We start from the raw sequence: 25966 nt of genomic DNA on the forward strand, positions 1-25966 counted from the left end.
CCTTAGTGAGGCCGGGGGCCATCATCGCACCCGCAGGAGCTCTGGAGGAGACATCGGTGGCACTGCGCCTGGGACCGCGGGAATTCGGTGACGACGAGCTGGTGATCATGGCGATCGTCAACCGGACGCCGGACTCGTTCTTCGACAAGGGCGCGACCTTCGCCGACGAGGCCGCCTTCGCCGCCGCGGACCGCGCGATGGCCGAGGGCGCGGCGATCCTGGACATCGGCGGGGTGAAGGCCGGGCCGGGCGACGAGGTCACGGTCGAGGAGGAGCTGCGGCGCACCGTGCCCTTCGTGGCCGAGCTGCGCAAGCGCCACCCCGAGGCGGTGATCAGCGTGGACACCTGGCGGCACGAGGTCGGCGAGGCGGTCTGCGAGGTGGGCGCGGACCTGCTGAACGACGCCTGGGGCGGCGTGGACCCGAGGCTCGCCGAGGTGGCCGCCCGGTACGACGCCGGGCTGGTCTGCACCCACGCGGGCGGCGCCGAGCCCCGTACCCGGCCGCACCGGGTCGGGTACGAGGACGTGATGGCGGACATCCTGCGGGTGACCGTGGGGCTCGCCGAGCGCGCGGTGGAGCTGGGCGTGCGGCGGGACGCGGTGGTCATCGACCCGGGGCACGACTTCGGCAAGAACACCCGGCACTCGCTGGAGGCCACCCGGCGGCTGCCGGAGATGACCGCGACCGGCTTCCCGGTGCTGGTCTCGCTCTCCAACAAGGACTTCGTCGGCGAGACCCTGGACCGGCCGGTGAACGAGCGGCTGCTCGGCACCCTGGCCACCACCGCGGTCTCGGCCTGGCTGGGCGCGCGGGTCTACCGGGTGCACCAGGTCGCGGAGACCCGCCAGGTGCTGGACATGGTCGCCTCGATCCGGGGCACCCGCCCCCCGGCGGTCGCCCGCCGGGGGCTGGCGTGAACCCTCCTGTCGGCGCTCGGCTCGCCTCCGGGGCGCTCGGACCCGGTGCCGACGTTCGTCGCTCCGGCGCTCGTCCCTCGCTTGTCGCTCCGCGCTTTCGGCACCGGCGCGACCCTTCGGCTCGCTCGCGCTAGATCTCGTTCGCGGGCCGGCGGGCGTCGGCGAGGATCTTCATGACCTCGTCGATCTCGTCGGTGATGTGGAACAGCTCCAGGTCGTGCGGGGCCGCCTTGCCCTGCGCGACCAGGGTGTCCTTCAGCCACTCGTAGAGGCCGCCCCAGTAGGCGCTGCCGTAGAGGATCACCGGGAAGCGGGTGACCTTCTTCGTCTGCACCAGAGTGAGCGCCTCGAACAGCTCGTCCAGCGTGCCGAGGCCGCCGGGCAGGACCACGAAGCCCTGCGCGTACTTCACGAACATCGTCTTGCGGACGAAGAAGTAGCGGAAGTTCAGCCCGAGGTCGACGAACTCGTTGAGGCCCTGCTCGAAGGGCAGCTCGATGCCGAGCCCGACGCTGAGGCCGCCCGCCTCGGAGGCGCCGCGGTTGGCAGCCTCCATCGCGCCCGGGCCGCCGCCGGTGATCACCGCGTAGCCGGCCTCGGCGAGGGCCCGGCCGATGGCCACGCCCGCCTGGTACTCGGGCGAGTCGACCGGGGTCCGGGCGGAGCCGAAGACACTGATCGCGGGCGGGAGTTCGGCGAGGGCGCCGAAGCCCTCGACGAACTCCGAGGTGATCCGCAGGACCCGCCACGGGTCGGTGTGCAGCCAGTCGGTCGGACCGGTGGTGTCCAGCAGGCGCTGGTCCGTGGTGCTCGTACCGACCTGGTCCCGGCGCACCAGCACCGGGCCCTTCTGCTTCTCGGGCCAGGCCTTCTTCTTCCGCGGCGCACCGACCTGCTCGGGGCCGTGGCCGTAGTGCTTCTCGTCTCCTGTGCCTGTCATGACGAAACCCTACGCCCGCCCTCCCCCGTTTTCAGGCAACGGGGGAAGGTCGGTTGAGTATCCGGAAGGTGGCGTTCGACTGCTGATCGGACGAGCGTCGCCGGCAGCGGCTCAGCTGGTCAGCCAGGCGCGCATCCGGTCCTCGACCTCGGCGATGGCGCTCAGCGAGCAGTACTCCTCGCGCTTGTGCGCCAGGTTCGGGTCGCCGGGGCCGTAGTTGACCGCCGGGACGCCGAGCGCGCTGAACCGGGCGACGTCGGTCCAGCCGAACTTGGCCCGGGCCTGGCCGCCGGTGGCCTCCAGGAAGGCCTGGGCGGCCGGCTGGGAGAGCCCGGGCAGGGCGCCCACGGCGAAGTCGGTGACGGTCAGCTCGAAGCCGTCGAAGACCTCGCGCACGTGCTTCTCCGCGTCCACCTCGTCGCGGTCCGGCGCGTAGCGGAAGTTGACCGTGACGACGCACTCGTCCGGGATCACGTTGCCGGCCACGCCGCCGTCGATCCGGACCGCGTTCAGGCCCTCGCGGTACTCCAGGCCGTCGATCTCCACCCGGCGCGGCTGGTAGTTCTCCAGCCGGGTGAGCACCTCGGCGGCGTGGTGGATGGCGTTGTCCCCGAGCCAGCTGCGGGCCGAGTGGGCGCGCACGCCGGTCAGCCGCACCTGCGCCCGCAGGGTGCCCTGGCAGCCGCCCTCGACCATGCCGCCGCTGGGCTCCATCAGCACCGCGAAGTCACCGGCCAGCCACTCCGGGTGGTCCTTGGCCAGGTGGCCGAGGCCGTTGCGGGAGGCCTCCACCTCCTCGCAGTCGTAGAAGACGAAGGTGAGGTCGCGGTTGGGCTCGGGCACCGTGGCGGCGAGGCGCAGTTGCACGGCCACGCCGGACTTCATGTCCGTGGTGCCGCAGCCGTGGAGCAGGTCGCCCTCGACCCACGAGGGGAGGTTGTCGGCGATCGGCACGGTGTCCAGGTGGCCGGCCAGGACGACGCGCTCGGCCCGGCCCAGGTTCGTCCGGGCCACCACGTTGTTGCCGTGACGGTCCACGGTGAGGTGCGGGTAGCCGCGCAGCGCGGTCTCGATGGCGTCGGCGAGCGCCTGCTCGTCGCCGCTCACCGAGGGGATGTCGACGAGCCGGGCGGTCAGCGTGCCGCCGTCGAGAGTGAGGTCCAGGGGCGTCGGGTTCGAGCTGCTCATGGGAGCCAGCCTAATCCGCGGCCAGGTCCGGCCGGTGCGGCGGTCCGCGACGCGGACCGGGGCCGCCTCGGTCGGCGCGCCCCTCGGCTCCCGGAGGCGAGTGGGCGGGTGACGGCAACCGGAAGGCGCCGCACATCCGTCCGAGTGGGTACGGTGTCGGATCAAGGTGCAGGCGCGAGAGGGGCGACGGTGGCCAGGAGAAGGAGCAGCGAAGAGCTGGGCGACGAAGAGGAGCCCACTCGCCGCCGCGGGCCGCTTCGCGCCCTGCTGATGGTGATCGTCGGGCTGCTCGGCCTGGCCATGGTCGCCGGCCTGGCCGTGGTCGGGATCTGGTGGTTCGGTTTCAAGCCCGGCGCGTCCGAGGAGTGCTCGGTGAAGACGGCGGCCGGGAACGGCACGCTGGAGCTGCCGCAGGCCGCCAACGCCGCGACGATCGCCGCGGTGGCGCGTTCGCGCGGGCTGCCGGACCGGGCCACCACGATCTCGCTGGCGACCGCCATGCAGGAGTCCAAGCTGCGCAACCTCGCGGGCGGCGACCGGGACTCGATCGGCCTCTTCCAGCAGCGGCCGTCGATGGGCTGGGGCACCCCGGCGCAGATCTCGGACCCGGTGTACGCGACCAACAAGTTCCTGGACGGCCTGGTCAAGGTCCCGGGCTACACCCGGATGCCGCTGACCGACGCCGCGCAGACGGTGCAGAAGAGCGGTTACCCGCAGGCCTACGCCAAGCACGAGACCAAGGCGACCCTGCTCACCTCGGCGCTGGCCGGCCGGGAGCCCGCCTCGTTCTCCTGCGTGGTGCACGACTACGCCAAGCCGGACCCGGCGGACTCCGCCTCGGCCGCGCCGGGCGCCACCCCGGGCGCCACCGCGGCCCCGGCCGCCGCGCCGGACCGGGCCCAGGTGCTGTCCGACCGGGTGCGCCGGGAGTTCGGCCGCACGGTGACCCCGGCGACCGGCTACACCTCGACCATCAAGGGCGCCGAGAACGCCGTCTCGCTGACCCCGGACCCGGCCACCGCCGCCCTGACCTCCTCGCCGGACGCGGGGGCGGCGGACGGCGGGGTGAGCGCCGAGCGGGCGAGCGGCTGGGAGGTCGCCCACTGGGCGGTCGCCCAGGCCCAGCAGCTGGGCATCGCGACGGTCGCCTACGACGGGAAGATCTGGCGCAAGTCCAAGTCCGAGGACGGCTGGCAGAACCAGACCTCGGGCACCTCGACCAAGCTCGTCCAGGTCACGCTGGCCCCGGCCGACAAGAGTTGACGCACTGGTGTTCGGGTTGCCGCCGGACGGGTGATTCCGGTCAACCCCGATGGACCGGCTGGCCGCTCCGGCGAACCCGGTTGGAGAACCGTCACTCCCCTTGACCGGGGCGGTTCGACGGCGTCCGACCGGGCCGGTCGGGCAGCGCTGTTGTGGTCGTACGATCCGATGGTCGGCCAGGAAGATTCCTTGCGTCGGCCGAAACCTTCTGGCTTCTCAAGCGGTAACAACGTCGTCCGCCCGGTCGTCCACGCCCGGTCCTTTGGCGGACGGGACGGACCCAGACCCCTTCGAGGAGCCCCATGTCTCACCCCCTCACGCGCCGGATCGCCCAGGCCGCGCTCGTCGTGGCCGCCGGAGCGACCCCGCTTCTCGCGGCCGGCTCCGCGTCCGCCCTGGGCGGGGACGCCCTGCTGCCCAAGAGCGACCTCGCGGCACCGCTGGGCCAGCTGGCCAACACCGACACCGGTTCCACCCTCCAGCACACCACCCACCAGCTCGGCCAGGCCGCCGGGACCACGGGTGCGGCCACCGTCGCCGCCGGCGTACCGGCCTCCGCCGACGCCGCCGGAAACATCGTCGCCCAGCAGCTGCCCGAGGCCAACGAGAAGGCCGGCTCGCTGACCGCCCCGGTCGACCAGACCGCGGCGACCGCGGGCCAGCTCTCCTCGGTCACCCCGAAGGTCGCCTCGTCCCTGGCCGGCAAGCTCGGCGAGGCCGTCACCGGCAAGAGCGCGGAGACCCGCAGCGCCACCGCCAGCACCGGCCCGCTCGGCGGACTCACCCAGGCGGGCTCGGTCACCCAGGCCGTGCCCGGCGCCGAGACGCTCACCGGCGCCGTCCCCGGCGGCACCGCCGTCGCCGACGCGCTGCCGGTCGGCGCGGTGCAGCGCGCGCTGCCGCTCGGCTCGGTCGAGCACGCCCTGCCGGCCGAGCTGCCCGCCACCGACGTGCTCGGCCTGGCCGAGCACGGGTCGGCCAACCGCCTCGGCGGTGCCGACCTCGGCGCGAACAGCCCGCTGTCCGGCCTCACCGGCGCGCTCGGCCCGCTCGGCGGCCTGCTGGGCGGCCTGGGCGGCGGCAACCTGAGCGGCGGCAGCCTCAGCGGCCTGCCGCTGTAACCGACGCCGCCGCGCAACCCCCGGCTCGGGGAGAACCCCGAAGGGGGCCGGTGTCCGTGACACCGGCCCCCTTCGCCGTACGGTCGCCCGCTACGGTCGGCGCGCCGAGCTCGGCGCGGTCGCGGTCAGCTCGCCGCGCCCAGCCGCTCCACGGCCGCGGCGACCCGCTCGTCGGTCGCCGTGAACGCGACCCGCACGAAGCGGTCGCCGGCCGGCCCGTAGAAGTCGCCGGGCGCCACCAGGATGCCCAGCCCGGCCAGTTCGGCCACGGTCTCCCAGCACGGGCGGTCCTGGGTCGCCCACAGGTAGAGGCTCGCCTCGGAGTGCTCGATCCGGAAGCCGTACGCCTCCAGCGCCGCCCGCAGCGCCGAGCGCCGGGCCGCGTACCGCTCGCGCTGCTCGGCCACGTGGGCGTCGTCCGCGAGCGCGGCGACCGTCGCCGCCTGGACCGGCGCCGGCACGATCATGCCGCCGTGCTTGCGCACCTCCAGCAGCTCCCTGACCACCACCGGGTCGCCCGCCACGAAGGAGGCGCGGTAGCCGGCCAGGTTGGAGCGCTTGGAGAGCGAGTGGACGGCCAACAGGCCCTCGTGGCCGTCGCCGCAGACGTCCGGGTGCAGGACGGAGACCGGCTCGGCCTCCCAGCCCAGCTCCAGGTAGCACTCGTCGCTGACCAGCAGCGCCCCGTGCTCCCTTGCCCACTCGACGGCCCGGCGCAGCTCGTCCGCGCCCAGCACCCGACCGGTCGGGTTGGACGGCGAGTTCACCCAGAGCAGGCGCACCCGGGAGCCGTCCAGCTCGTCCACCGAGTCGTACTCGACCGGCTCGGCGCCGCACAGCCGGGCGCCCACCTCGTAGGTCGGGTAGGCCAGGCGCGGGTAGGCGACCTGGTCGCCGGGGCCGAGGCCGAGCTGGGTCGGCAGCCAGGCCACCAGCTCCTTGGAGCCGACGGTCGGGAGCACGGCCTGCGGGCCGGTCTCCGCGCCGAGGCGGCGGTGCAGCCAGTCGGCGATCGCCTCGCGCAGCTCCAGCGGGCCCCAGACGGTCGGGTAGCCGGGGGTGTCGGTGTGCGCGGCCAGCGCCTTCTGGATCACCTCGGGGACCGGGTCCACCGGGGTGCCGACGGAGAAGTCGCAGAGCCCGCCGGGGTGGGCCAGGGCGGTCGCCTTGTACGGCTCCAGCTTGTCCCAGGGGAAGACGGGGAGCTTGTCCGAAACGCGGCGCGCCGCCCCCGGGTGACCCGGGAACGGCGCGCGCGTGCTGTTGGTACTCACAGCTGTTGTGCCACCGATCGTCAGTGGTCGGCGTTCTGCGGCGGCAGAGCGGCGATGAACGGGTGGTCACGCTCGATCAGACCGAGCTTGGAGGCGCCGCCGGGGGAACCCAGGTCGTCGAAGAACTCGACGTTCGCCTTGTAGTAGTCCTTCCACTCCTCCGGAGTGTCGTCCTCGTAGAAGATCGCCTCGACCGGGCAGACCGGCTCGCACGCGCCACAGTCGACACACTCATCCGGGTGGATGTAGAGCGATCGCTCGCCCTCGTAGATGCAGTCAACCGGGCACTCTTCGATGCACGCCTTGTCCTTCACGTCGACACAAGGCTGCGCGATGACGTAGGTCACGCTGTCGTTCCTCCTCGGAAGGGCCTGGTGGCCCGTTCTGTTCTGCTGCCGTGCGCGGTGAGCGCGGCGTCGTCGATGCCCGCCCCTAGTATCGCGGGTCGGAGACCGCAAATGCACAGGAGGTGGCCAGATGGCGACGCACGACCCGGTCGGCGACCGTCCGGAAGTCCGGATAGACCGCTCTGACGTGGGACGACGCGTGTCCGTCCGCCGCCTCGCGGAGTTCGTGGACGACCGGCCGGTGTTCCGGGATTCGATCGGCGTGCTCACATCGTGGGACGATCATGGGTTGACGATCGCCCCTCGAACCGGCGATCCGGTGTTCTTGCCGGAGAAGCTGCTGGTCGCAGGCAAGACCGTGCCGCCGTTCCCGGCCCGGCGCGTCCCGTTGCCGGTCACCGCGCCGGTCGAACTGCAGCGGATCGCGGGCCGCGGCTGGCCGGCCGTCGAGCAGGAGCCGCTCGGCGAGTGGACGCTGCGCGCCGCCGCCGGGTTCACCCGGCGGGCCAACTCCGTCCAGGCGCTCGGGGACCCGGGACTGCCGCTGCCCCGGGCGCTGGCGGCCGTCCGCGCCTGGTACGCGGCGCGCGGACTGCCCGCGTACGTCGAGGTGATCTCCCCCGGCTCGCCCCCGGCGCTGGTCGCCGAACTCGACCGGCTCGGCGCCGGGTACGCGCCCACCCTGGTCCGCACCGCCCCGCTGGCCGGGCTCGCCCGGGCCGGCGCCGGGCACGACAGGGTGCGCCTCGCACGGACCGCGGACGACCGGTGGCTGTCGGTGTACCGGCGGGTGAGCGGCGACCCGGCGGTGGAGGAGGCGGCCCGGCGGGTGCTGCACGGCGGGCCCTCGGTCTGGTTCGCCACCGTGCCGGGCGCCCCCGGGCAGCCGCCGCTGGCGATCGGACGCTGCGTCATCGAGGGCGCCTGGGCCTGCTTCGGCGCGATCGAGGTCCAGCCGTACGCCCGGCGGGCCGGACTGGCGACGACGGTCATGGCGGTGCTCGCCTCGCGCGCGGCCGAGGAGGGGGCGAGCGGCGGCTACCTCCAGGTCGAGGCGGAGAACGCGGGGGCGATCGCGCTCTATGACGGACTCGGCTTCACGACCAGTCACACTTACCACTACGCGCTCCTCCCCCAGGGGTAGCCGCCAGGCCGTACCGTCCGTCCGTTCGTCCGATCGCCCGCCCGATCGTCCGTCCGCCGCCTTGTCCGTCCGCCGTACGAAAGCCGTCGCCGTCACCGTGACCGAGCAGAGCAGAGACCGCTTCCGGACCGCCGCCCGCGCCGAGCAGCCCGACCCGGTGCTGCTGTGCCTGCTCGCCGCCGCCGAGCACGGCATGGTGCCCGACCCCGGCGACCCCGGCGAACCGCCGGGCGTGGACGCGCTGCTCGCCGCCTGCGAGGCCGCGTTCGAGCGGCACGCGGCGGCGGTCCGGACGGCCGTCGCCGAGCGGGCGCCGACCGGGCCGGAGGAGACCGCCGCCCTGCTCGCCGCGGTGCTCGGCGGGCGGGAGCGCTTCCACGGGCGGCAGTCGGACTACCGGCGGCTGGAGTCCTCGCTGCTGCCCGAGGTGCTGCGGCGCCGGCGCGGGCTGCCGATCACGCTCTCCCTGGTGTGGATGGCGGTCGGCCGGCGGGCCGGGCTGACCGTCCACGGCATCGCGCTGCCCGGCCACTTCATCGTCGCGGTGGGCGGCCCGGCCGGCGGCGAGGACTACGTCCTGGCCGACCCGTTCCACGGCGGGCGGCTGCTCGACCCGGCGGACGTCGAACGGCTGGTCGCCGCCGCCGGGGCGGAGTTCACCCCCGCCCTGCTCACCCCGGCCCAGCCGCTGGAGGTCGTGCTGCGGGTGCTCGGCAACATCCGGCTCTGGGCCGCCGACCGCCCCGAGCACGCCCGCACCCAGCTCTGGGCCACCGAACTCGCCCTGCTGCTGCCCCGGCACCCCGCCCAGCTGCGCCTGGAACGGGCCGAACTCCTCGTCCGCACCGGGGACTTCCTCGGCGGCTCGGCGGAGATGGACGCCTACGCGCAGATCCTCGACGCCTTCGACCCGGACACCGCCGCCAAGGTCCGGCAGGAGGCCCGGGCGGCCCGGCACCGGCTCAACTGACCCCCGTCTGCGGGCCGACGCCGGGGGCTTGAAGACGGGCCCTACAGCCAGCCCTTCTCCCGGGCGATCCGGACCGCCTCGGTGCGGTTGCGGGCCTCGGTCTTCTGGATCGCCATCGACAGGTAGTTGCGCACCGTCCCCTCGGACAGGTGCAGCCGCCGGGCGATGTCCGCGTTCACCGCACCGTCGGCCGCCGCGCCCAGCACGTCCCGCTCGCGCGGGGTCAGCGGGTTGGCGCCCTCGGCCAGCGCGGCGGCGGCCAGCGCCGGGTCGATCACCCGCTCGCCGCGCAGCACCCGGCGGATCGCCTCCGCCAGCTCGGCGGCCGGCGCGTCCTTCACCAGGAACGCGTCCGCGCCCGACTCCATCGCCCGGCGCAGGTAGCCGGGCCGGCCGAAGGTCGTCGCGATGACCACCTTGGTCCGGGGCGCCCGGTCGCGCAGCTCGGCGGCCGCCTCGATGCCCGTCATCCCCGGCATCTCGATGTCCAGCACGGCGACCTGCACGTCGTTCGCGAGCACCGCCGCCGCCACCTCGTCCCCGCGGCCGACCTGCGCGACGACGTCGATGTCCCCCTCCAGCCCGAGTAGCGCGGCCAGCGCCTCCCGGACCATCCCCTGGTCCTCGGCGAGCAGCACGCGGATCGAGGCCCCGCTGTCAGTGTCGTTCATGGCCACGACCTTAGAGGGCCGCGGGCTTGCGTCTCCGGTAAGGGGAGAGTCCAGAGTGGTCCCCATGGACGGCAGCGAAACGCTCTACCCGATCGGCGACCTCGCCCGGCGCACCGGACTCACCGTCAAGACCATCCGGTTCTACGCCGACACCGGCCTCGTCCCGCCCACCGGGCGCAGCGCCGCCGGCTACCGGCTGTACGACGTGCACGCCCTCGCCCGACTGGACCTCGTCCGCACCCTGCGCGAACTCGGGCTCGACCTGCCCGCGATCCGCCGGGTGCTGGAACGGGAGGCCCCGCTGCACGAGGTGGCCGCCGCACACGCCGAGGCGCTGGAGGTGCAGATCCGCACCCTCCGGCTGCGCCGGGCGGTGCTGCTCGCCGTCGCCCAACGCGCTTCCACACCCGAGGAGATGGGACTCATGCACAAGCTCGCCAAACTCTCCGACGCCGAACGCCGGCGCCTGGTCCACGACTTCGTCGACGAGGCCTTCGGCGGCCTGGACGCCAACCCCGAGTTCGTCGCCATGATGCGCTCCGCCATGCCCGAACTGCCGGACGAGCCACGGACGGAGCAGGTCGAGGCCTGGGTCGAACTCGGCGAACTCGTCCAGGACCCGGACTTCCGCGCGGCCGTCCGGAGGATGGCCGAACAGCAGGCCGCCGAACGGGCCGAGGGCGACCGCGGCGGGCTGCACCACGCGCTCACCGAGACCGTACGGTCCGTGGTCGGTGCGGCGCTGGCCGCCGGCACCGACCCCGCCTCCCCCGCGGCCGACCCCGTCCTCGACGCCCTCACCGCCGCCTACGCCGAGACCTTCGGCCGCCCCGACGACGCCGGGTTGCGGCGCTGGCTGCTCGACCGCCTGGAGACCGCCGACGACCCGCGCGCCGAGCGCTACTGGCAACTGCTGGCGGTCATCAACGGCTGGCCCGTCCCGGAGAGCCTCACCGGGGTATTCCGGTGGTTCACCGGGGCGCTGCGGGCCAGACTGGCGCAATGATCACCCTGGAACCCCTGCGCCCCGACCACGCCGAGGCCCTGCTGGCCTTCGAACGCGCCAACCGCGCGTACTTCGCCCGCAGCATCCCGGACCGCGGCGACGCCTACTTCACCGGCTTCGCGGACCGCCACGCCGCCCTCCTCGCCGAACAGGCCGAGGGCACCTGCCGGTTCCACGTGGTGCTCGACGCGGCCGGCGGGCTGGTCGGCCGCGCCAACCTCGTCGACCTCGCCGACGGCAGCGCCGAACTCGGCTACCGGATCGCCGAGTCGGCCGCCGGCCGCGGCGTCGCGAAGGCCGCCGTCGCCGAGGCCTGCCGCCTCGCGGCCACCGCCTACGGCCTGACCGTCCTGACCGCCGTCACCACCGTCGACAACCCCGCCTCCCAGGCCGTCCTCGCCCGCAACGGCTTCGCGCTCAGCCACCGGTTCCTCCTCGCCGACCGCCCCGCCCTCGCCTACCGCCGTCCCCTGGGCGACCTCGGCTGAGCGCGGGCCCGGCGCAGGCTGAAGGCCGGGCCGCCGTCCCGCTACGGCAGCCAGCGGCGGGCGGCCTCGACGCTGTCGGCGGGGCTGGTGTTGAAGGCGACGGCCGCCTGCGGGGCGTGACGGCGGACCAGGTTGACGACCGCCTCGAAGAACGGCAGCGCCGGTTCGGGCTTGCGGATGCCGCCGCCGATGACGACGACGTCCCAGCGGCGCCCGGCGAGGGCCGCCACGACGGCGGGTTCGGCGGTGTCGTCGGGGGCGACCAGGGTCACGGCGGCGTCGATGCCGTGCTCGGTGAAGCGGGCGAGTTCGGCGTCGAGGAGGGCCCGCACCGCGTCGCCGTCCACGCCGGGGACGGTGTGCGGGTCGAAGCCGAGGATGAGAACGGTGGGCATGCCCGGTACGACGCTCACTCCGGCCGCCCGGGTTCCCCGCCGAGGTAGCGGGCGGCGTCGACGAGGGTGAGCTTGGGGTCGGTCCAGGAGCAGACCTCCAGCCAGGAGAGCCGGCCGTCCTCGGCGAAGAGCAGGATCTCGCCGTCGGAGCCGATCGCCGCCTCGGCGACCACCTCCGAGCGGGCGCCGTCCTGGACGCCGGCGAACAGGGCGGTGCTGCAGCCGCACCGGCAGCGGGACTCGACGCGCAGGTGCGGGACCTGGGCGCGCAGGGGGTGGCCCTCGGGGAGGAGGAAGTCGAGGACCCGGGCGACGTCGCTGGGGAGGAGGGTCATGGGCGCCTGCGCAATCGTGTGGTGAGGACGGACAGTTCTTCGATCCGGAGGAGGTGGGCGAGCAGGAGGTAGCCGACGGCGAGGGCGGCGGCGGCCGGCAGGAGGCCGTACCGGGTGGCCCACCAGGCGCCCGCGGCGGCCGGCAGGGCGGCCAGCAGCGGCTTCCCGTGGGCTCCCAGGACCCGCAGCGGCCCGAGCCGCCGGCGCAGCAGCAGGGCGGCGGCCGCGCAGGTGAGCAGGAACGACGCCCCGTAGCAGCCGGCCATCCCGGTGACGGCCCAGCGCAGCGGCAGCAGCCGGTGGCAGAGCACCGCCCCCAGCGCCGTGGCGGCGACCGGCAGCAGGTTGAGCAGGAAGGGCGTACGGCTGTCGCCGAGCGCGTAGAAGACGCGGGTCAGCGCGTAGCCGGCGGAGTACAGGACCAGGCCGGGCGCGAAGGCGGTCAGCATCCCGGCGATGGCCCGTACGTCGTCGGCGCCGGTGCTCCCGTGCCCGAAGGCGAGCGCGCACAGCTGCGGTGCGAGGACCGCGAACGCGCAGGCCGCCGGGACGGTGACCACCGCGATGGTGCGGACGGTGCGGGCGAGCAGCGCGCGGACGGCCCGCGGGGAGTCGGCGGCGGCGGTGAGCGCGGGAACGACCGCCGTCACCACCGACACCGTGACCACCCCGTGCGGCACGATCCACAGCAGGTACGCGCTGCTGTACGCGGTGTACCCGACGCCCGGCAGCCCGGCCTCGGCGGCCCGCGCGCCGACGGAGGTCGACAGCCGGGTCACCACCCAGTAGCCCACCTGGTCGCCGAGCACCAGCAGCAGCGTCCACCCGGCGGCCCGCAGCGGCTCGCCGAGCCCGGCCTGCCGCCAGTCCCAGCGCGGCCGGGGCCGCACGCCGGCGGCCCGCAGGCAGGGCAGCAGCACCAGGCTCTGCGCCACCACCCCGGCCGTCGTACCGGCCCCGAGCACGGTCACGTCGGCCGTGGAGAAGGACCGTTGGCCGAGGTACCCGGCGAACACCCCGATCACCACCAGGTTGTTGAGCACCGGCGCCCAGGCCATCGGCGCGAACCGCTGCCGGGCGTTGAGGAGTTGGCCGAGCACCGTGAACAGCCCGTAGAAGAACACCTGCGGCAGGCACAGGTACGCCAGCAGCACCGTCCGGTCCAACTGCGCACCGCCGTACGCGGTGTAGGCCCGCACGAGGTACGGCGCGCCCGGCACCACCACCGCCGTCAGCACCAGCAGGGTGACCACCAGCACCGTCACCAGCCGGTCGACGTGCGCCGCCCCGCCGTCCGCCGACTCCTTGGCGGCGCGCACCAGGTGGGGCACCAGCGCGGTGTTCAGGGCGCCACCGATCAGCAGCACGAACAGCAGGTTGGGCACCGTGTTGGCCACGTTGTACCCGTCCGCGAGCAGCCCCGAGCCGAGGACCGCCACCAGCAGTGCCGAGCGGACGAAGCCGGTGGCCCGGGAGACCACCGTCCCGGCCGCCATCACCAGGCTGGGCGGCGGCGTGCGGCGCGGCCGCCGGTGGCGGGCGGGCCCCGGCGGACCGGGCAGCGGAGGGCGGGGCAACGGAGGACCCTCCAGTACGGTCATCCGCCGGCACCTCCCGTGTCAGGCACCGACTCGAACTGATCGGCGGAAACGGCGAGAGCATGCACCCGCGCCCCTGAAGCGGGGCTGAGAAAGCTGAAGACGGCTTAAGGAACGGATCCGGCGCCGGTGGCATCCTGATCCGCATGGAGATTCTGGTGGTGGAGGACGACGCCCAGGTCGCGGCGGCCGTACGGCGCGGCCTGGAGGTCGAGGGCTACACCGTCGACCTCGCCCCGGACGGCCTCACCGGCCTGCGGCTGGCCCAGCGGCACGCCTACCGGGCGATCGTGCTCGACATCATGCTGCCCGGCCTGAACGGCTACAAGGTGTGCGAGGCACTGCGCGCCGACGGCGTCACCACCCCGATCCTGATGCTGACCGCCAAGGACGGCGAGTACGACGAGGCCGAGGGCCTGGACACCGGCGCCGACGACTACCTCACCAAGCCGTTCTCCTACCTGGTCTTCCTGGCCCGGCTGCGCGCGCTGATCCGCCGCAGCCAGACGCCGGGCCCGCTGCTGCGGGTCGGGGACCTGTGGCTGGACCCGGCGGGCCGCCGCTGCGGCCGGGGCGGCGCCGAGATCACCCTCACCGAGCGGGAGTTCGCCGTCCTGCGCTGCCTGGCCGAGCACCCCGGCGAGGTGCTGTCCAAGCGCCGGATCGTCGACGAGGTGTGGGACATCGCCTTCGACGGCGAGGAGTCCATCGTCGAGGTGTACGTCAGCATGCTGCGCCGCAAGGTGGACGCGCCGTTCGGCGTCCGTTCGATCACCACCGTGCGCGGCGTCGGCTACCGGCTGGAGGCCTGACCGGTGCCCGGCAGGCTCTCCACCCGGCTGCGCACCTCGCTGGCGGCCGGCCTGGCCGCGCTGCTGCTGCTCGGCGTCGGCGCCTGGTGGCTGCGCGGCCACATGTACGACGCCCAGCTGGAGGCGGCCGAGGCGGACGCCCAGGCCCAGGCCCGCGAGATCAGCAGCGGCTACAAGCACGGCCAGCAGCTCGCGGACTACGGGCGGCTGCCGTACCTCGTGCTGGACAGCGACGGCCGGGTGCTGACCATGGGCGGCCCGCTGACCACCCAGCACCTGGCCGGGGACCCGCCCGCCGCCGTACCGAAGCTCGCGCCGGACGACTGGCAGTCGGTCCAGCGGGTCGCCATCGGCCCGGCCGGGGAGGCCGCCGCCAACCGCTACTCGGGGCGCACCTTCACCGCGCTGGGCAGCTGGAGCCCGCTGCTGCGGCAGAACGACGAGAACGGCCAGCCGGTCAAGCCGGTGGTCGGCCCGTTCACCGTGTACGTGCTGGCCACCCCGTTCGCCGCCGAGGCCTCGCTGCACACCATCGACCCGGTGCTGCAGGTGGGCGTGCCGACCGCCGCGCTGCTGGTCGCGCTGACGGCCTGGGCGGCGACCAGCCGGGCGCTGCGCCCGGTGGAGGCGATCCGCGCCGAACTGGCCGAGATCGGCGAGCACCGGCTGGACCGGCGCGTCCCGGTGCCGCCCGCCGGCGACGAGCTCACCCGGATGGCCCGGACCACCAACGCCACCCTGGACCGGCTGGAGCGCTCGGCCGTGCAGCAGCAGCGCTTCGTCGCGGACGCCTCGCACGAGCTGCGCAGCCCGATCGCCGCACTGCGCACCAATCTGGAGGTGTCGCTGGCGCACCCCGACCGCACCGACTGGCCGGCCACCACCCGGGAGGCGCTCACCTCGGTCGAGCGGCTCCAGCAGCTCACCGAGGACCTGCTGTTCCTGGCCCGGGGCGCGCACCCGGCGACGGCCGGCCGGCTCACCACCGTCGACCTGTCCGCCGTGCTGCGCGAGCTCGCCGACCAGTACCGCCCCGGCCTCGGCGCCCGGCTCGCCCTGCGGGTGGACGCGCCCGAGGCGGTGCCGGTGCGCGGCAGCCGCATCCGGCTGCACCGGCTGGTGCGCAACCTGCTGGACAACGCCCGGCGGCACGCGTCCGCCGAGGTGGTGCTGTCCGCGCGGCGGACCGCGCACGGCTGCGTCCTGGAGGTCCGGGACGACGGCCCGGGCGTGCCGCCCGAGGACCGCGAGCGGATCTTCGAGCCGTTCACCCGGCTCGACGAGGCCCGCAGCCGGGACTCCGGCGGCAGCGGCCTGGGTCTGGCCATCGCCGCGGACATCGCCACGCGGCACGGCGGCACCCTGCGGGTCGCCCACGCCCCGCGCGGCGCCCGCTTCGTACTGGAGCTCCCCCCGGCCTGAGGGCCTGCGCGGCAGCCCTAAAGAGGCTTCGACACGGGCGCCGGCGCCGCAGTGGGCGCCGTCCGCAGCGGCACCGAGGCCCGCAGCCGGAAGCCCCGCCCGCGCTCCCCCGGCCCGGTCTCCAGTCGCCCGCCGACCAGCGCCAGCCGCTCCTCCAGCCCGGACAGCCCGTTGCCCGGCTGGGACTTGCCCGGCCCGCGCCCGTTGTCGACGATCTCCAGGACGGCGTAGCGCTCGCCGCTCGCCTCCCAGCTCTCGTCCGCCGTGACCGTGCAGACGGTGGCGCCCTCGCCGTGCCGGACGACGTTGGTCACGGCCTCGCGCAGCGCCCAGGCCAGCGCGCCCGTCTCCTCCTCGGCCAGCGACGGCCAGGCGTCCACCAGCTCCGGCGCGGCCTCCAGCCGGACCTGCGCGGCGGCCAGCGCGGTACGGGCGGCGGCCAGTTCCACCGGCAGGGTCGGCCGGCGGAAGCCGGTCACCGCCTCCCGGACGTCGATCAGCGACTGCCGGGCGACCTGCTCGATGTCGGCGACCTGCGCCCGCGCCGCCTCGTCCTTGCCCGCGTCCATGAACCGCCCGGCCAGCTCGCTCTTCAGGGTGATCAGCGACAGCGAGTGCCCGAGCAGGTCGTGCAGGTCGCGGGCCATCCGCAGCCGCTCCTCGGAGGCGGCCAGGTGCGCGACGGCGGCCCGGGCCTCGCGCAGCTCCTTCATGGTGGCGACCAGCCGCTGCAGCCCGGTCATCGCGACGCCGGAGAGGAAGGCGCTGAGCGCGAAGGTGGTGATGTTGTCGTTGCCCGCCCCGATCGCCGCCCCGACCACGGCGGTGAGCACGGCCATGGCGATCAGCACGCGCAGCGCGTACCGGGCCGGCGTGATGATGGCGACGCACACCGAGGCGTAGATGAACAGCGTCAGGAAGGCGGAGCCGAGGACGACCGAGGTGGCGACGGCCAGCGCGACCATCGTCGTGACGATCGCCAGGCAGGCCCGCGGCCGCATCCCGGCCTGCGAGCGGAAGATCACCAGCAGCACGTAGGCGCCCACGAACCCGGCCAGGCAGCACCAGCCGAGCACCGTCCCGGCCGTGTTGTGGGCGCCGCTCAGCAGGTCGCCGGCCGGGTAGGCCAGGTAGAGCATCCACAGCAGCATCCAGGCGACCTTGACCAGCAGCTGCCGCCTGGTCTCCACCGGGGAGCCGGGCACGTTCATGAAGGAGGCGCGCGCCGCTCCCGCCTCCGGCGGTTCGTCGGTGCGGTGGGTCCGGCGCGCGTCACTCATGCCGGTCATCATGCCTGGCGGGTGTCGCGGCGGTACAGCGCCGCCGCGGCGGCGGCGAACACCACGAGGAAGCCGGCCAGCCCGGCGACCGCGACGGTGTCCAGGGAGTGCCCGGGCCGGGTGAAGCCGGCCAGTTGGTTGTACAGGTACACCGGGTTGAACCGGGCGAACTTCTCCAGCGAGCCGCTCACCGGGAACCAGGTGCCGCCGAGCAGGGCCATCGCCATGTAGGTGATCATCACGATCGGCTGCACCGCGTCCGGCGCGGCCGCGTACCCGAGCGCCACCCCGAGCGCGGCGAAGACGAAGCTGCCCAGCCAGAGCGCGGCCGTCAGTCCGGCCCACTGCGGCACGGTCAGCGAGACCCCCTGGCTCGCGCCGACCGCGAAGACCACCAGGATCGCCGGCAGCGTGGTGACCGCGGTCGCCGCGATCTTGCCGACGGTGTACGCCCGGCCGGGCAGCGCGGTCAGCCGCAGCTGGCGCACCCAGCCGCTCTTGCGCTCCAGCGAGATCCGCTGCGCGCTGCCGGTCAGCACCGCGCCGACGGCGCCGAAGGTGGCCATCGAGACCATGAAGTAGGTCTTCACCGGCAGGCCGCCGGCCAGCTGGGTGGAGCCGTAGGCGTTGATGAAGAAGAAGTACATCAGCGCCGGGTAGGCGATGGTGAAGAGCAGGTAGCGCCGGTTGCGCAGGGTCCGCAGGATCTCCAGCTTGATCAGGGTGGTCATCGCACGCTCTCCTTGTCGGCGCTCCGCTCGTCGGTGCTCTGCTCGTCGGTGCTCTGCTCGTCGGCGCGCCGGGCGCCGTCCTGGCGGTCCAGTTCACCGGTGATGGTCAGGAAGGCCTGCTCCAGGCCCACGCCGGCCACCTCCAGCCCGCGCGGGTACAGCCCCGCCCGGTAGATCCCGGCCGCGGTGGCGTCGGCGTCCGCGGTCCGGATCCGCACCGTCCGCACCCCCGGGACCCGCGCGGTGACGTCCAGCGACTGCACGCCGGGCAGGGTGCGCAGCACGGACTCCTCGAACCCGCCGTCCGCGTCGTGGAGTTCGAAGGCGATCCGGCGGGCGCCGGCCCGCGCCTTGATCTCCGCCGAGCTGCCGTCGGCGATCAGCCGGCCGCGGTGCAGCACCAGGACGCGGTCGGCGATCGAGTCGGCCTCCTCCAGGTAGTGGGTGGCGAACAGCACCGTGCGCCCGGCGTCGGCCTGGGCGCGCATGCTCGCCCAGAACGACTGCCGCACGCTGACGTCCATGCCGGTGGTGGGCTCGTCCAGCACGATCAGGTCGTTGTCGCCCGCGATGGCCAGGGCGAAGCGGACCCGCTGCTCCTGGCCGCCGGACAGCTTGTCGACCCGGCGCTCCGCGAACTCGGTGATCCCGGCGTCGGTCAGCACCTCCGTGACCGACCGGCCGCGCGGGTGCACGTCGCAGGCGAGCTGCACCAGCTCGCGCACCTTGACGTCGGACATCAGCCCGCCGCTCTGCAGCATCGCGCCGACCCGGCCGTCCTCGATCGCGGCCCGCGGGGCGCCGCCGAACAGGGTCACGCTGCCCCGGTCGGGCTCGCGCAGGCCGAGCAGCAGGTCCAGGCTGGTGGACTTCCCGGCACCGTTCGGCCCGAGCAGGGCGACGGTCTCGCCCGGTCGGAGCACGAGGTCCAGTCCGTCCACGGCGCGCACCCGCCCGTAGCTCTTGCCCACGCCGCGGAAGGCGGCCACCTCGGTAACCATTGCCCGGCTCCTCTTCCCTGACGGTGTCACGCTCGTGGTGTCACGACCGGTGCTGTTCGCACCACCTCAGAGTCCCGCGCGGGCGGGTGGCGGCGGCAGTGTCCGCCGTCGTGCCTTCGGCATGACGGATGTCATGCCGGCGGCCGGTACCCCCGTCAGGGGCACCGGCCGCCGAAAGCGCTGGTCAGACGGGTGTCACACGCCCAGCGAGCGCTTCACGAAGTCGACCTGGAGCAGCAGCAGGTTCTCCGCGACCTCCTCCTGCGGGGTCATGTGGGTGACGCCGGACAGCGGCAGCACGGTGTGCGGACGCCCGGCGGCGAGCAGCGCCGAGGACAGCCGCAGGGTGTGCGCGGCCACCACGTTGTCGTCCGCCAGCCCGTGGATGATCATCAGCGGGCGCTCCAGCCCGGCCGCGTACCCGCTCAGCGAGTTGGCGGCGTACACCTCGGGCCGCTCGGCCGGGTCGCCCAGGTAGCGCTCGGTGTAGTGGGTGTCGTACAGCTCCCAGTCGGTCACCGGCGCCCCGGCCACCGCCGCGTGGAAGACGTCCGGGCGGCGCAGCACGGCGAGCGCGGAGAGGTAGCCGCCGTACGACCAGCCGCGGACGGCGACCCGGTCGAGGTCCAGCGGGAACTCCTCGGCGAGCGCCCGCAGCGCCTCCACCTGGTCGTCCAGGGTGGCCCCGGCGAAGTCGAAGGCGATCGACTTCTCCCAGGCCGGCCCGCGCCCGGGGGTGCCGCGCCCGTCGGCGACCACCACCGCGAAGCCCTGGTCGGCGAACCACTGCGAGTTGAGGTGCGGGTTGTGCGCCTGGAGGACGCGCTGGCCGTGCGGGCCGCCGTACGGGTCCATCAGGACGGGCAGCAGGCCGTCCCGCTCGCGGTCGTAGCCGGTGGGCAGGAAGACGGCGGACGGGATGCGGCGCTCGCCGGCGAAGCGGAAGACCGGGCGGGCGGTGATGGCCGGGGTCTCGGCGTACGAGGCGATGGTGGCGACGTCGTCGACCGCCAGGCCCTCGGGCAGGTCCCGGGCGACGGTGACCAGGGTGCCGGGCAGGTCGGGCTCGGCGGTGGCCCGGACGGTGATCCCGCCGCCGTGCACCGCGCTGGTGACGGAGGTGAACGGCCGGCCGTTGGCGGACTCCCAGCCCAGCCGCGTGCCGTCGTGGCTGATCCGGCCGACGCCGATCCAGCCCGGCTCGGGGTCGGTCTCCTCGGCGCCGCCGGCGGCGCTGAAGAACACCTCCCGCTCGGTGACCGCGACGACCGAGCGGACGTGCAGGTCGGCCCCGGTCACGGCGCGGTCGCCGATCACCAGCGCCCGCACTCCCCCCTCGTCGGAGATCCGGACCAGCTTGCCGTCCGGGGTCCAGGCCGGTGTGCCCTGGAACAGCTCCAGCCAGGCGCCGTCCTTCTCCTCGTGCAGCACCTCGGTGGCGCCGGTGGCCGTGTCCAGGCCGAGGATCCGCTGGCCGCGCTGGTCGCGGGTCTGGACCAGGAGCAGCGGCACGCCGCCCTTCGACCAGTGCACCCGGCCCAGGTACGGGTAGGCCTCGCGGTCCCAGACCACCTCGGTGCGCCCGCCGTACAGGTCGAGCAGCCAGAGCCCGACCTCCGCGTTGGCGCCGCCGGCCGCCGGGTAGGCGACCTCGGCGGGCTCGCGGTCCGGGTTCGCCGGGTCGGCGATCCACCAGCGGCGCACCGGGCTGTCGTCGGCGCGCTCGACCAGCAGCCGGTCGCTGTCCGGGGACCACCAGAAGCCGCGGTCGCGGTCCATCTCCTCCTGGGCGATGAACTCGGCCTGGCCCCAGGTGACGTTCGGGCCGTCCGGCTCGGCGAGCACCCGGTCGCCGCCGCCGTCGGTGCGGGTCAGCCGCAGCTCGCCGGCGGCGTTGGCGTACGCGACGTGGGCGCCGTCAGGCGACGGGCGCGGATCCAACAGCGGGCCCTCGGCGGGCAGTTCGGCGGTGGCGCCGGTGCCGAGGTCGGCGGTGAACAGCCGGCCGGAGAGGGCGAAGGCGGCCAGCGCGCCGGACGCGTCCAGGGCGTAGCCGACGATGCCGGCCGAGCCCTCGCGGCTGCGCTCGCGGCGGGCCTTCTCGGCCGGCGACAGGTCCTCCCCGCCGCCGCCGAGCAGCGCGGCCGGGTCGGCGGCGACCCGCTCCTCGCCGGTGGCGGTGTCGAGGGTCCAGAGCAGGTTGGCCCGGTCGCGGCCCGAGCCGGAGCGGAGGAAGACGACCCGCGAGCCGTCGGGCGCGACGGAGAAGGAGCGGGGCGCGCCGACGGTGTAGCGCAGGGTCCGCGCGTACTGCCGTGGGAAGGTGTCGGCAGGGGTGTGGGAGGTCATGGCACCAGACCTTATGACGCCGGACCACCACCCCCGGGCGTGCACTGATCACTCGTTCGGAGCATCGTCGGCAAGTACGCCCCAAAGGGGTCCAAACCGCCTCCGACCGGCCCATGCGCCCCTCGGATGCCACGATGCCCCGGCGCGCGTGGCCTCACCGAGGGTAATGCCACCCTTACCCATCGGGTATGACTTGTCGCGCGAGCGGCCGTCCGGCCCCGTCCCGGACCGCGGTCGCCCGCAGCCCCCAGTCCCGCACCGTCCCTCGCCGCCTCCCCGGAGGCGGCGTGCCCGAGAAGGGGTGTGAGCCGACATGGCCATGAACATCTCCGCCGCCGTGCTGATGCTGGTCATCGTGGTGATCCTGATCCGCCGGTCCGGCCTGAAGCTGGCGCACGCGATCGTCTGCGCGCTGCTCGGCTTCTACCTGGCCTCCAGCTCGATCGCCCCGTCGATCAGCCAGGTCACCAGCAACCTCGCCGGAATGATCAACGGCCTGAGGCTCTGACCGCGCCACGGCGGTCGTTAGGCTTCACCCCATGACCGCGACTACCGGCCGCCGCCTCCTCCTGGTCCACGCGCACCCCGACGACGAGTCGATCGGCAACGGGGCCACCATGGCCCGGTACGCCGCCGAGGGCGCCCGGGTCACGCTGGTGACCTGCACCCTCGGCGAGGGCGGCGAGGTGATCCCCCCGGAGCTGGCCCACCTGACGGCCGATCGGGACGACACCCTCGGCGCGTACCGGATCGGCGAGCTGACCGAGGCGATGAGCGCCCTCGGCGTGTCCGACTTCCGCTTCCTCGGCGGCCCGGGGCGCTACCGCGACTCCGGGATGATGGGCGTGCCCGAGAACGACGTGCCCGGCTGCTTCTGGCAGGCGGACGTCGACGAGGCGGCCGGCCACCTGGTCGCGGTGGTCCGCGAGGTGCGCCCGCAGGTGCTGGTCACGTACGACCCGGACGGCGGCTACGGGCACCCGGACCACATCCAGGCGCACCGGGTCGCGATGCGCGCGTACGAGCTGGCCGCCGACCCGGCGCACCGGCCGGAGCTGGGCCCGGCCTGGCGGATCGCCAAGGTGTACTGGAACCGGATGCCCTGCTCGGTGATCGAGGCCGGGCTCGCCGAGGCCGCCGCCAAGGCGTCCTTCCCGGGTGTCGCGCAGCCCGCCGACGTCCCCGGCGTGGTCGACGACGAGGTGGTCACCACCGTGCTGGACGGCGCCGCGCAGGCGGGGCGCAAGACCGCCGCGATGACCGCCCACGCCACCCAGATCACCGTGGACGGCGCCTTCTTCGCGCTCTCCAACGACCTGGCCCAGCCGCTGTTCACCACCGAGTACTACCAGTTGGTGCGCGGCCAGGCCGGGCCGGGCGAGCCGGAGGACGACCTGTTCGCCGGCCTCGCGCCCGACGCCGCGCCCGCCGAGGAGGGCACCCGATGAGCAAGCCCGCCGCCCGGCCGACCCGCCGCCCGCTCGCCGCCGCCGTGCTCGGCACCCGCGAGGAGCGGCTGGCCGAGCCCCAGCCCCCGCGCGCCGCCCGGATCGCCGCCTACGCCCTGTTCTTCCTGCTGGGCGTCGCGGTGTCGGTCTGCGGATCCTTTGTGCAGGCCCTGTGGCCGCCGGTGGGGGTCCTGTTGGCGCTCGCCGCGACCGCCGCCACCTTCTACGCCGGCCTGCGGGTCACCGGCACCCGGCTCGGCGCGGGCGCGCCCGCGGCAGGCTGGTTCCTGGCGATGCTGCTGCTGATGGTGCCCCGGCCCGAGGGCGACAACGTGCTGTGGTCCAACGCCACCTCACTGGCCTGGCTGTTCGCCGGCTCGGTGCTGGGCGTGATCTGCGCCACCCTGCCCACTCGCACCAGCTGGTTCCCCGGGGTGCCCGGCCCCCCGCGCTGACCCCGGTCGTGCACGGCGTACCGTACCGCGTACGACGCGCAGTCAGGAGCGTACGGCCTTACTCTCATACCGGAGGAACCGGACGTATCAGGATCTGTCCGAAGCCGTTCGCCGCTCTGTTCTTCCCAGTATGGTGGTCCCGCAGAACGCCGTACCCGACCGCCGCCCGCCCCCGTCAAGGCCCGGCGACCACGAACCGCGGTCGCGCCGCACGGCCCGCCCGCGAACCCGGAGCAGAGCAGCATTGAGCAGCCGCGAATCTGACAACGCCCACCCGACGCCCCGGCGCACGGGTCCGGACGCCTACCCGTCGGGCACCCCGCCCTACGGCACACCGGGGCTCCCCGGCGGCGACCGGGCGGACGCCGGACCGGGCGCCGCGTCGGGCGGCGAGGACGACGGTCCGAAGACCGAGACCACCCTGACCACCCGGGTCCGGATCAACATCCCCGGCTCGCGTCCGATCCCGCCGGTCGTCGTCCGCAGCGCCGTCAAGAACGAGGACGGCCCCGGCGATGACGCCCCGGCGGCGGCCGCCGCCGAACCGGGCGGCCCGCGGCACCGTTCCGCGCCGACCTCGCCCGTCCTCGGTGTGATGGAGGACGGCGGCCGCCAGGCCGCCCCGCCGAACCTGCCGCCGGAGTGGCAGATCCCGCCGATCCCGCCGGCCACCTCCGAGTCGGAGTCCACCGGCGCCTGGTTCCGGCCGCGTCAGAAGAAGGCCCCGGTCGCCGAGCCCGCCCCGGCCGCCGTGCCCGCGGCCGTGCCGGCCGGTGCCGCCGGAGCGGCGGAGGCCCTGGCCGTGCCGGGCGCCGTCGCCGAGCCGCGCCCGCAGGGTGCCCACCCGGCCGCGGGCCAGGCCGCCCGCGCCAACGGCGCCCCGAACGGCCGCCCGGTGCCCGCCCAGGGCAAGCAGCCGCGCCCGGCCGCGCCCGCCGCGCCGTTCCAGGCCGAGGCCCCGGTGGAGGAGCCCGGCGTGTACGAGGCCGCCGCCCCCTTCACGCCGGTCGCCGATCCCTTCGCCCCGGTCGCCGACCCGTTCGCGCCGACCGCCGACCCGTTCGTCGCACCGGTCGCCGACCCGTTCGGCACCTCCGTCCCCGACGCCGGCCCGCAGGGCGGCCTCCCCCGGCGGGGCGGCGGCCAGCGGAACCGTCAGCAGCCGGGCGGGCAGCAGCTCGACGACCGGGCGGGCGGCCCGCGCCAGTCCGGTCCGCGCAACGACTTCCAGGCGAACGGCCACCCGGCCCCCGCACCGCACCCGCAGGCCGGACCGGCCGGCGAGCCGGGCCCGGAGGACACCTCGGTCGACGGCTTCGCGCCGATCCGCGACACCACCCCGCCGCCCGCCGCGATACCCGGCCTGCCCCGGAACGGCGCCCCGCACGGCGCCGACGGCCGTCCGCAGCCGGGCCTGTTCGCCTCGGCCCCGACCGGCACCGACCCGTTCGCCGCCCAGCGCCCGACCGCTCCCGGCCAGGACGCCCCCGCCACCCCGGCGGGCCCCGGCGCCCTCTTCCCGGGCGCTCCCGGCGGCGCCCCGCAGCCCGGCGACCCGGAGGCCACCGCGGTCACCCCGCTGCCGGCCCCCGGCCCCCGGCCCGAGGCCGCCACGGACACCAAGGGCGGCAAGGGCAAGGGCGGCAAGGGTGGAAAGGGCAGCAAGGACGCCAAGGGCGACAAGGCCGCCCCCGCGCCGGCCCCCGCCAAGGCGAAGGCCGAGCCCGCCGCCCCCGCCAAGGCCAAGCGCGGCGGAGCCGGCAAGAAGCTGGTCAAGCTGGGCGTCTACGGCGGCGTCGCGGTGCTGTTCCTCGGCGCGGCCGCGTACGGCACCGGCCTGATGCTCAACCAGTCCGACGTCCCCAAGGGCACCGTGGTGCTCGGCGCCGAGATCGGCGGCAGCAGCCGCGACCAGGCGATCCACCAGCTGGACGAGTCGGTCGGCAAGGCCGGCCAGCAGCCACTCAAGCTGAAGATCGGCGACCAGGCCGTGGACCTCGACCCGGCGGTCGCCGGGCTGAGCTTCGACACCACCGCCACCGTGGACGGCCTGGCCCAGCACAGCTACAACCCGGTCGACGTCATCAAGTCGCTCCAGGGCGGCGCCAAGGCCGTCGCCCCGGAGGTCAAGGTCGACAAGGCCAAGCTCCGGGCCGCCCTGGACACCCTCGCGGCCGGCTCCGGCCAGGGCCTCCAGGAGGGCTACATCAAGTTCGGCGACGTCAACGGCGAGCCGATCGTCGTGCCCGGCCGGGCCGGGCAGGCGGTGGAGTCGGCGAGCGCCCTGGAGGCGATCGAGCAGGCCTACCGCGACCGCGCCGACGGCAAGCCCGACCAGCCGATCGCCCTCGCCGTCACGGCCGCCCAGCCGAAGATCTCCACCCAGGCCCTCCAGGCCGCCGCCGACAGCCTCGGCAAGCAGATCGCCGCGGGCAAGGTGCACGTCGTGGCCGGCGCGAAGACCTGGGACTTCGGCCCCAAGACCGCGGCCAAGGCGCTCACGCTCGTCCCGGACGCCTCCGGCAAGATCGTGCCCAAGTGGGACCTCGACGCGCTCGCCGCCCAGCTGGGCACCGCGTTCGACAAGGTGAAGGTCAAGAAGAACGGCCAGGTCGCCGCGATCACCCCGCAGGACGTCGCGGACGGCATCACCTCGGTGTTCGACAAGACCGGCGACAAGGACCGCACCTTCAAGTTCGTGGTCTGACCCGTCCGCGGTCGGACACCCGCACGGTCGGGCGCGTCCGCCCCCGACGAACCCGCGCCCACGGGGGGCGGGCCCGCATCCGGGCCCGCCCCTCGACAACG

The 25966-nt window shown here is 74.7% G+C and carries 25 protein-coding genes; 13 read left to right on the forward strand and 12 right to left on the reverse strand.

The features are described 5' to 3' along the window. The first annotated feature begins 107 nt into the window (after positions 1 to 107). A complete protein-coding gene (gene folP / locus ACFCY1_RS10055) occupies positions 108 to 920 on the forward strand; it encodes a dihydropteroate synthase (protein WP_074001558.1) in 813 nt (270 codons plus the stop codon). A 130-nt stretch (positions 921 to 1050) separates the two neighbouring features. Here folP and ACFCY1_RS10060 read toward each other — a convergent pair whose 3' ends face one another. Together ACFCY1_RS10060 and dapE are read right to left on the reverse strand one after the other, a co-directional pair. Next, on the reverse strand, positions 1051 to 1860 hold the full coding sequence (locus ACFCY1_RS10060) for a TIGR00730 family Rossman fold protein (protein WP_049655631.1): 810 nt from the start codon (positions 1858 to 1860) through the stop codon (positions 1051 to 1053). A 111-nt stretch (positions 1861 to 1971) separates the two neighbouring features. Then, positions 1972 to 3048, reverse strand: a complete 1077-nt coding sequence (gene dapE, locus ACFCY1_RS10065) for a succinyl-diaminopimelate desuccinylase (protein WP_375874138.1) — start codon at positions 3046 to 3048, stop codon at positions 1972 to 1974. A 189-nt stretch (positions 3049 to 3237) separates the two neighbouring features. On the opposite strand from dapE, the gene ACFCY1_RS10070 reads away from it, so the two are divergent. After that, positions 3238 to 4311, forward strand: a complete 1074-nt coding sequence (locus ACFCY1_RS10070) for a hypothetical protein (protein ID WP_181970669.1) — start codon at positions 3238 to 3240, stop codon at positions 4309 to 4311. A gap of 302 nt (positions 4312 to 4613) precedes the next feature. Then, entirely contained in the window at positions 4614 to 5432 is an 819-nt protein-coding gene (locus ACFCY1_RS10075) for a hypothetical protein (RefSeq protein ID WP_375874139.1), read from the forward strand. Between the two features lie 125 nt (positions 5433 to 5557). On the opposite strand, the gene dapC is transcribed toward ACFCY1_RS10075, so the two are convergent. Beyond that, entirely contained in the window at positions 5558 to 6706 is a 1149-nt protein-coding gene (gene dapC / locus ACFCY1_RS10080) for a succinyldiaminopimelate transaminase (RefSeq protein ID WP_049660349.1), read from the reverse strand. Positions 6707 to 6726: 20 nt separating this feature from the next. Further along, entirely contained in the window at positions 6727 to 7053 is a 327-nt protein-coding gene (gene fdxA / locus ACFCY1_RS10085; RefSeq protein ID WP_030061559.1) for a ferredoxin, read from the reverse strand. Between the two features lie 289 nt (positions 7054 to 7342). Here fdxA and ACFCY1_RS10090 point away from each other — a divergent pair, with 289 nt between their 5' ends. After that, on the forward strand, positions 7343 to 8197 hold the full coding sequence (locus ACFCY1_RS10090) for a GNAT family N-acetyltransferase (protein WP_375874140.1): 855 nt from the start codon (positions 7343 to 7345) through the stop codon (positions 8195 to 8197). Between the two features lie 97 nt (positions 8198 to 8294). Beyond that, positions 8295 to 9167: a transglutaminase-like domain-containing protein gene (locus tag ACFCY1_RS10095; RefSeq protein WP_074001369.1), complete on the forward strand. Its 873-nt coding sequence runs from the start codon at positions 8295 to 8297 to the stop codon at positions 9165 to 9167. A gap of 41 nt (positions 9168 to 9208) precedes the next feature. On the opposite strand, the gene ACFCY1_RS10100 is transcribed toward ACFCY1_RS10095, so the two are convergent. Continuing rightward, positions 9209 to 9838 (reverse strand): response regulator, encoded by a 630-nt coding sequence (locus ACFCY1_RS10100; protein WP_375874141.1) that lies wholly within the window; start codon positions 9836 to 9838, stop codon positions 9209 to 9211. Between the two features lie 64 nt (positions 9839 to 9902). Between ACFCY1_RS10100 and ACFCY1_RS10105 the strand changes: the two genes are divergently transcribed. Together ACFCY1_RS10105 and ACFCY1_RS10110 are read left to right on the forward strand one after the other, a co-directional pair. Then, entirely contained in the window at positions 9903 to 10844 is a 942-nt protein-coding gene (locus ACFCY1_RS10105) for a MerR family transcriptional regulator (RefSeq protein WP_375874142.1), read from the forward strand. Next, positions 10841 to 11332, forward strand: a complete 492-nt coding sequence (locus tag ACFCY1_RS10110) for a GNAT family N-acetyltransferase (RefSeq protein ID WP_375874143.1) — start codon at positions 10841 to 10843, stop codon at positions 11330 to 11332. Before ACFCY1_RS10105 ends, ACFCY1_RS10110 begins: the two co-directional genes overlap by 4 nt. 41 nt (positions 11333 to 11373) lie before the next feature. Here ACFCY1_RS10110 and ACFCY1_RS10115 read toward each other — a convergent pair whose 3' ends face one another. Genes ACFCY1_RS10115 through murJ form a run of 3 tightly spaced genes read right to left on the reverse strand, consistent with a single transcriptional unit; the run spans position 11374 to position 13663 of the window. Next, positions 11374 to 11727, reverse strand: coding sequence for a hypothetical protein (locus ACFCY1_RS10115; protein WP_117489428.1), 354 nt, complete (start codon positions 11725 to 11727; stop codon positions 11374 to 11376). A 14-nt stretch (positions 11728 to 11741) separates the two neighbouring features. Further along, the gene (locus ACFCY1_RS10120; RefSeq protein ID WP_049657348.1) at positions 11742 to 12062 is read right to left on the reverse strand and encodes a hypothetical protein; all 321 of its coding nucleotides are present in this window, start codon (positions 12060 to 12062) and stop codon (positions 11742 to 11744) included. After that, the gene (gene murJ, locus ACFCY1_RS10125) at positions 12059 to 13663 is read right to left on the reverse strand and encodes a murein biosynthesis integral membrane protein MurJ (protein WP_375874144.1); all 1605 of its coding nucleotides are present in this window, start codon (positions 13661 to 13663) and stop codon (positions 12059 to 12061) included. Before murJ ends, ACFCY1_RS10120 begins: the two co-directional genes overlap by 4 nt. Before the next feature lie 143 nt (positions 13664 to 13806). Here murJ and ACFCY1_RS10130 point away from each other — a divergent pair, with 143 nt between their 5' ends. Beyond that, positions 13807 to 14472 carry a response regulator transcription factor gene (locus tag ACFCY1_RS10130; protein WP_049657347.1) on the forward strand — a complete coding sequence of 222 codons (666 nt, stop codon included), beginning with the start codon at positions 13807 to 13809 and terminating at the stop codon, positions 14470 to 14472. Positions 14473 to 14475: 3 nt separating this feature from the next. Continuing rightward, positions 14476 to 15894, forward strand: coding sequence for a sensor histidine kinase (locus ACFCY1_RS10135; protein WP_375874145.1), 1419 nt, complete (start codon positions 14476 to 14478; stop codon positions 15892 to 15894). A gap of 17 nt (positions 15895 to 15911) precedes the next feature. Here ACFCY1_RS10135 and ACFCY1_RS10140 read toward each other — a convergent pair whose 3' ends face one another. The 4 genes from ACFCY1_RS10140 to ACFCY1_RS10155 form a co-directional block, all read right to left on the reverse strand. Then, positions 15912 to 17174, reverse strand: a complete 1263-nt coding sequence (locus ACFCY1_RS10140) for a sensor histidine kinase (RefSeq protein WP_375874146.1) — start codon at positions 17172 to 17174, stop codon at positions 15912 to 15914. An 8-nt stretch (positions 17175 to 17182) separates the two neighbouring features. Continuing rightward, positions 17183 to 17905 (reverse strand): ABC transporter permease, encoded by a 723-nt coding sequence (locus ACFCY1_RS10145; protein WP_049658004.1) that lies wholly within the window; start codon positions 17903 to 17905, stop codon positions 17183 to 17185. After that, on the reverse strand, positions 17902 to 18906 hold the full coding sequence (locus ACFCY1_RS10150) for an ABC transporter ATP-binding protein (protein WP_375874147.1): 1005 nt from the start codon (positions 18904 to 18906) through the stop codon (positions 17902 to 17904). Before ACFCY1_RS10150 ends, ACFCY1_RS10145 begins: the two co-directional genes overlap by 4 nt. 195 nt (positions 18907 to 19101) lie before the next feature. Then, a complete protein-coding gene (locus ACFCY1_RS10155) occupies positions 19102 to 21255 on the reverse strand; it encodes a prolyl oligopeptidase family serine peptidase (protein ID WP_375874148.1) in 2154 nt (717 codons plus the stop codon). Positions 21256 to 21568: 313 nt separating this feature from the next. On the opposite strand from ACFCY1_RS10155, the gene ACFCY1_RS10160 reads away from it, so the two are divergent. The 4 genes from ACFCY1_RS10160 to ACFCY1_RS10175 all read left to right on the forward strand — a co-directional run bounded on the left by ACFCY1_RS10160 (position 21569) and on the right by ACFCY1_RS10175 (position 25865). Beyond that, complete coding sequence (locus ACFCY1_RS10160) at positions 21569 to 21763, forward strand: DUF2304 family protein (RefSeq protein WP_049658010.1); 195 nt, start codon at positions 21569 to 21571, stop codon at positions 21761 to 21763. 31 nt (positions 21764 to 21794) lie between these two features. After that, positions 21795 to 22703, forward strand: coding sequence for an N-acetyl-1-D-myo-inositol-2-amino-2-deoxy-alpha-D-glucopyranoside deacetylase (mshB, locus tag ACFCY1_RS10165; protein ID WP_049658011.1), 909 nt, complete (start codon positions 21795 to 21797; stop codon positions 22701 to 22703). Further along, positions 22700 to 23158, forward strand: a complete 459-nt coding sequence (locus ACFCY1_RS10170) for a DUF6113 family protein (protein WP_220450057.1) — start codon at positions 22700 to 22702, stop codon at positions 23156 to 23158. Before mshB ends, ACFCY1_RS10170 begins: the two co-directional genes overlap by 4 nt. Before the next feature lie 244 nt (positions 23159 to 23402). After that, positions 23403 to 25865, forward strand: a complete 2463-nt coding sequence (locus tag ACFCY1_RS10175) for a peptidoglycan binding domain-containing protein (protein WP_375874149.1) — start codon at positions 23403 to 23405, stop codon at positions 25863 to 25865. The last annotated feature ends 101 nt before the right edge of the window (positions 25866 to 25966 follow it).

The organism is Kitasatospora sp. NPDC056273 (genome assembly GCF_042268845.1).
GTDB lineage: Bacteria > Actinomycetota > Actinomycetes > Streptomycetales > Streptomycetaceae > Kitasatospora.

Excerpts from the sequence above, each read along its gene's own strand:
- folP (WP_074001558.1), top strand. The coding sequence starts at position 108 with ATGGCGATCGTCAACCGGACGCCGGACTCGTTCTTCGACAAGGGCGCG.
- ACFCY1_RS10060 (WP_049655631.1), bottom strand. The coding sequence starts at position 1,860 with ATGACAGGCACAGGAGACGAGAAGCACTACGGCCACGGCCCCGAGCAG.
- dapE (WP_375874138.1), bottom strand. The coding sequence starts at position 3,048 with ATGAGCAGCTCGAACCCGACGCCCCTGGACCTCACTCTCGACGGCGGC.
- ACFCY1_RS10075 (WP_375874139.1), top strand. The coding sequence starts at position 4,614 with ATGTCTCACCCCCTCACGCGCCGGATCGCCCAGGCCGCGCTCGTCGTG.
- ACFCY1_RS10100 (WP_375874141.1), bottom strand. The coding sequence starts at position 9,838 with ATGAACGACACTGACAGCGGGGCCTCGATCCGCGTGCTGCTCGCCGAG.
- ACFCY1_RS10105 (WP_375874142.1), top strand. The coding sequence starts at position 9,903 with ATGGACGGCAGCGAAACGCTCTACCCGATCGGCGACCTCGCCCGGCGC.
- ACFCY1_RS10110 (WP_375874143.1), top strand. The coding sequence starts at position 10,841 with ATGATCACCCTGGAACCCCTGCGCCCCGACCACGCCGAGGCCCTGCTG.
- ACFCY1_RS10115 (WP_117489428.1), bottom strand. The coding sequence starts at position 11,727 with ATGCCCACCGTTCTCATCCTCGGCTTCGACCCGCACACCGTCCCCGGC.
- ACFCY1_RS10120 (WP_049657348.1), bottom strand. The coding sequence starts at position 12,062 with ATGACCCTCCTCCCCAGCGACGTCGCCCGGGTCCTCGACTTCCTCCTC.
- murJ (WP_375874144.1), bottom strand. The coding sequence starts at position 13,663 with ATGACCGTACTGGAGGGTCCTCCGTTGCCCCGCCCTCCGCTGCCCGGT.
- ACFCY1_RS10130 (WP_049657347.1), top strand. The coding sequence starts at position 13,807 with ATGGAGATTCTGGTGGTGGAGGACGACGCCCAGGTCGCGGCGGCCGTA.
- ACFCY1_RS10140 (WP_375874146.1), bottom strand. The coding sequence starts at position 17,174 with ATGAGTGACGCGCGCCGGACCCACCGCACCGACGAACCGCCGGAGGCG.
- ACFCY1_RS10145 (WP_049658004.1), bottom strand. The coding sequence starts at position 17,905 with ATGACCACCCTGATCAAGCTGGAGATCCTGCGGACCCTGCGCAACCGG.
- ACFCY1_RS10150 (WP_375874147.1), bottom strand. The coding sequence starts at position 18,906 with ATGGTTACCGAGGTGGCCGCCTTCCGCGGCGTGGGCAAGAGCTACGGG.
- ACFCY1_RS10155 (WP_375874148.1), bottom strand. The coding sequence starts at position 21,255 with ATGACCTCCCACACCCCTGCCGACACCTTCCCACGGCAGTACGCGCGG.
- ACFCY1_RS10160 (WP_049658010.1), top strand. The coding sequence starts at position 21,569 with ATGGCCATGAACATCTCCGCCGCCGTGCTGATGCTGGTCATCGTGGTG.
- mshB (WP_049658011.1), top strand. The coding sequence starts at position 21,795 with ATGACCGCGACTACCGGCCGCCGCCTCCTCCTGGTCCACGCGCACCCC.
- ACFCY1_RS10170 (WP_220450057.1), top strand. The coding sequence starts at position 22,700 with ATGAGCAAGCCCGCCGCCCGGCCGACCCGCCGCCCGCTCGCCGCCGCC.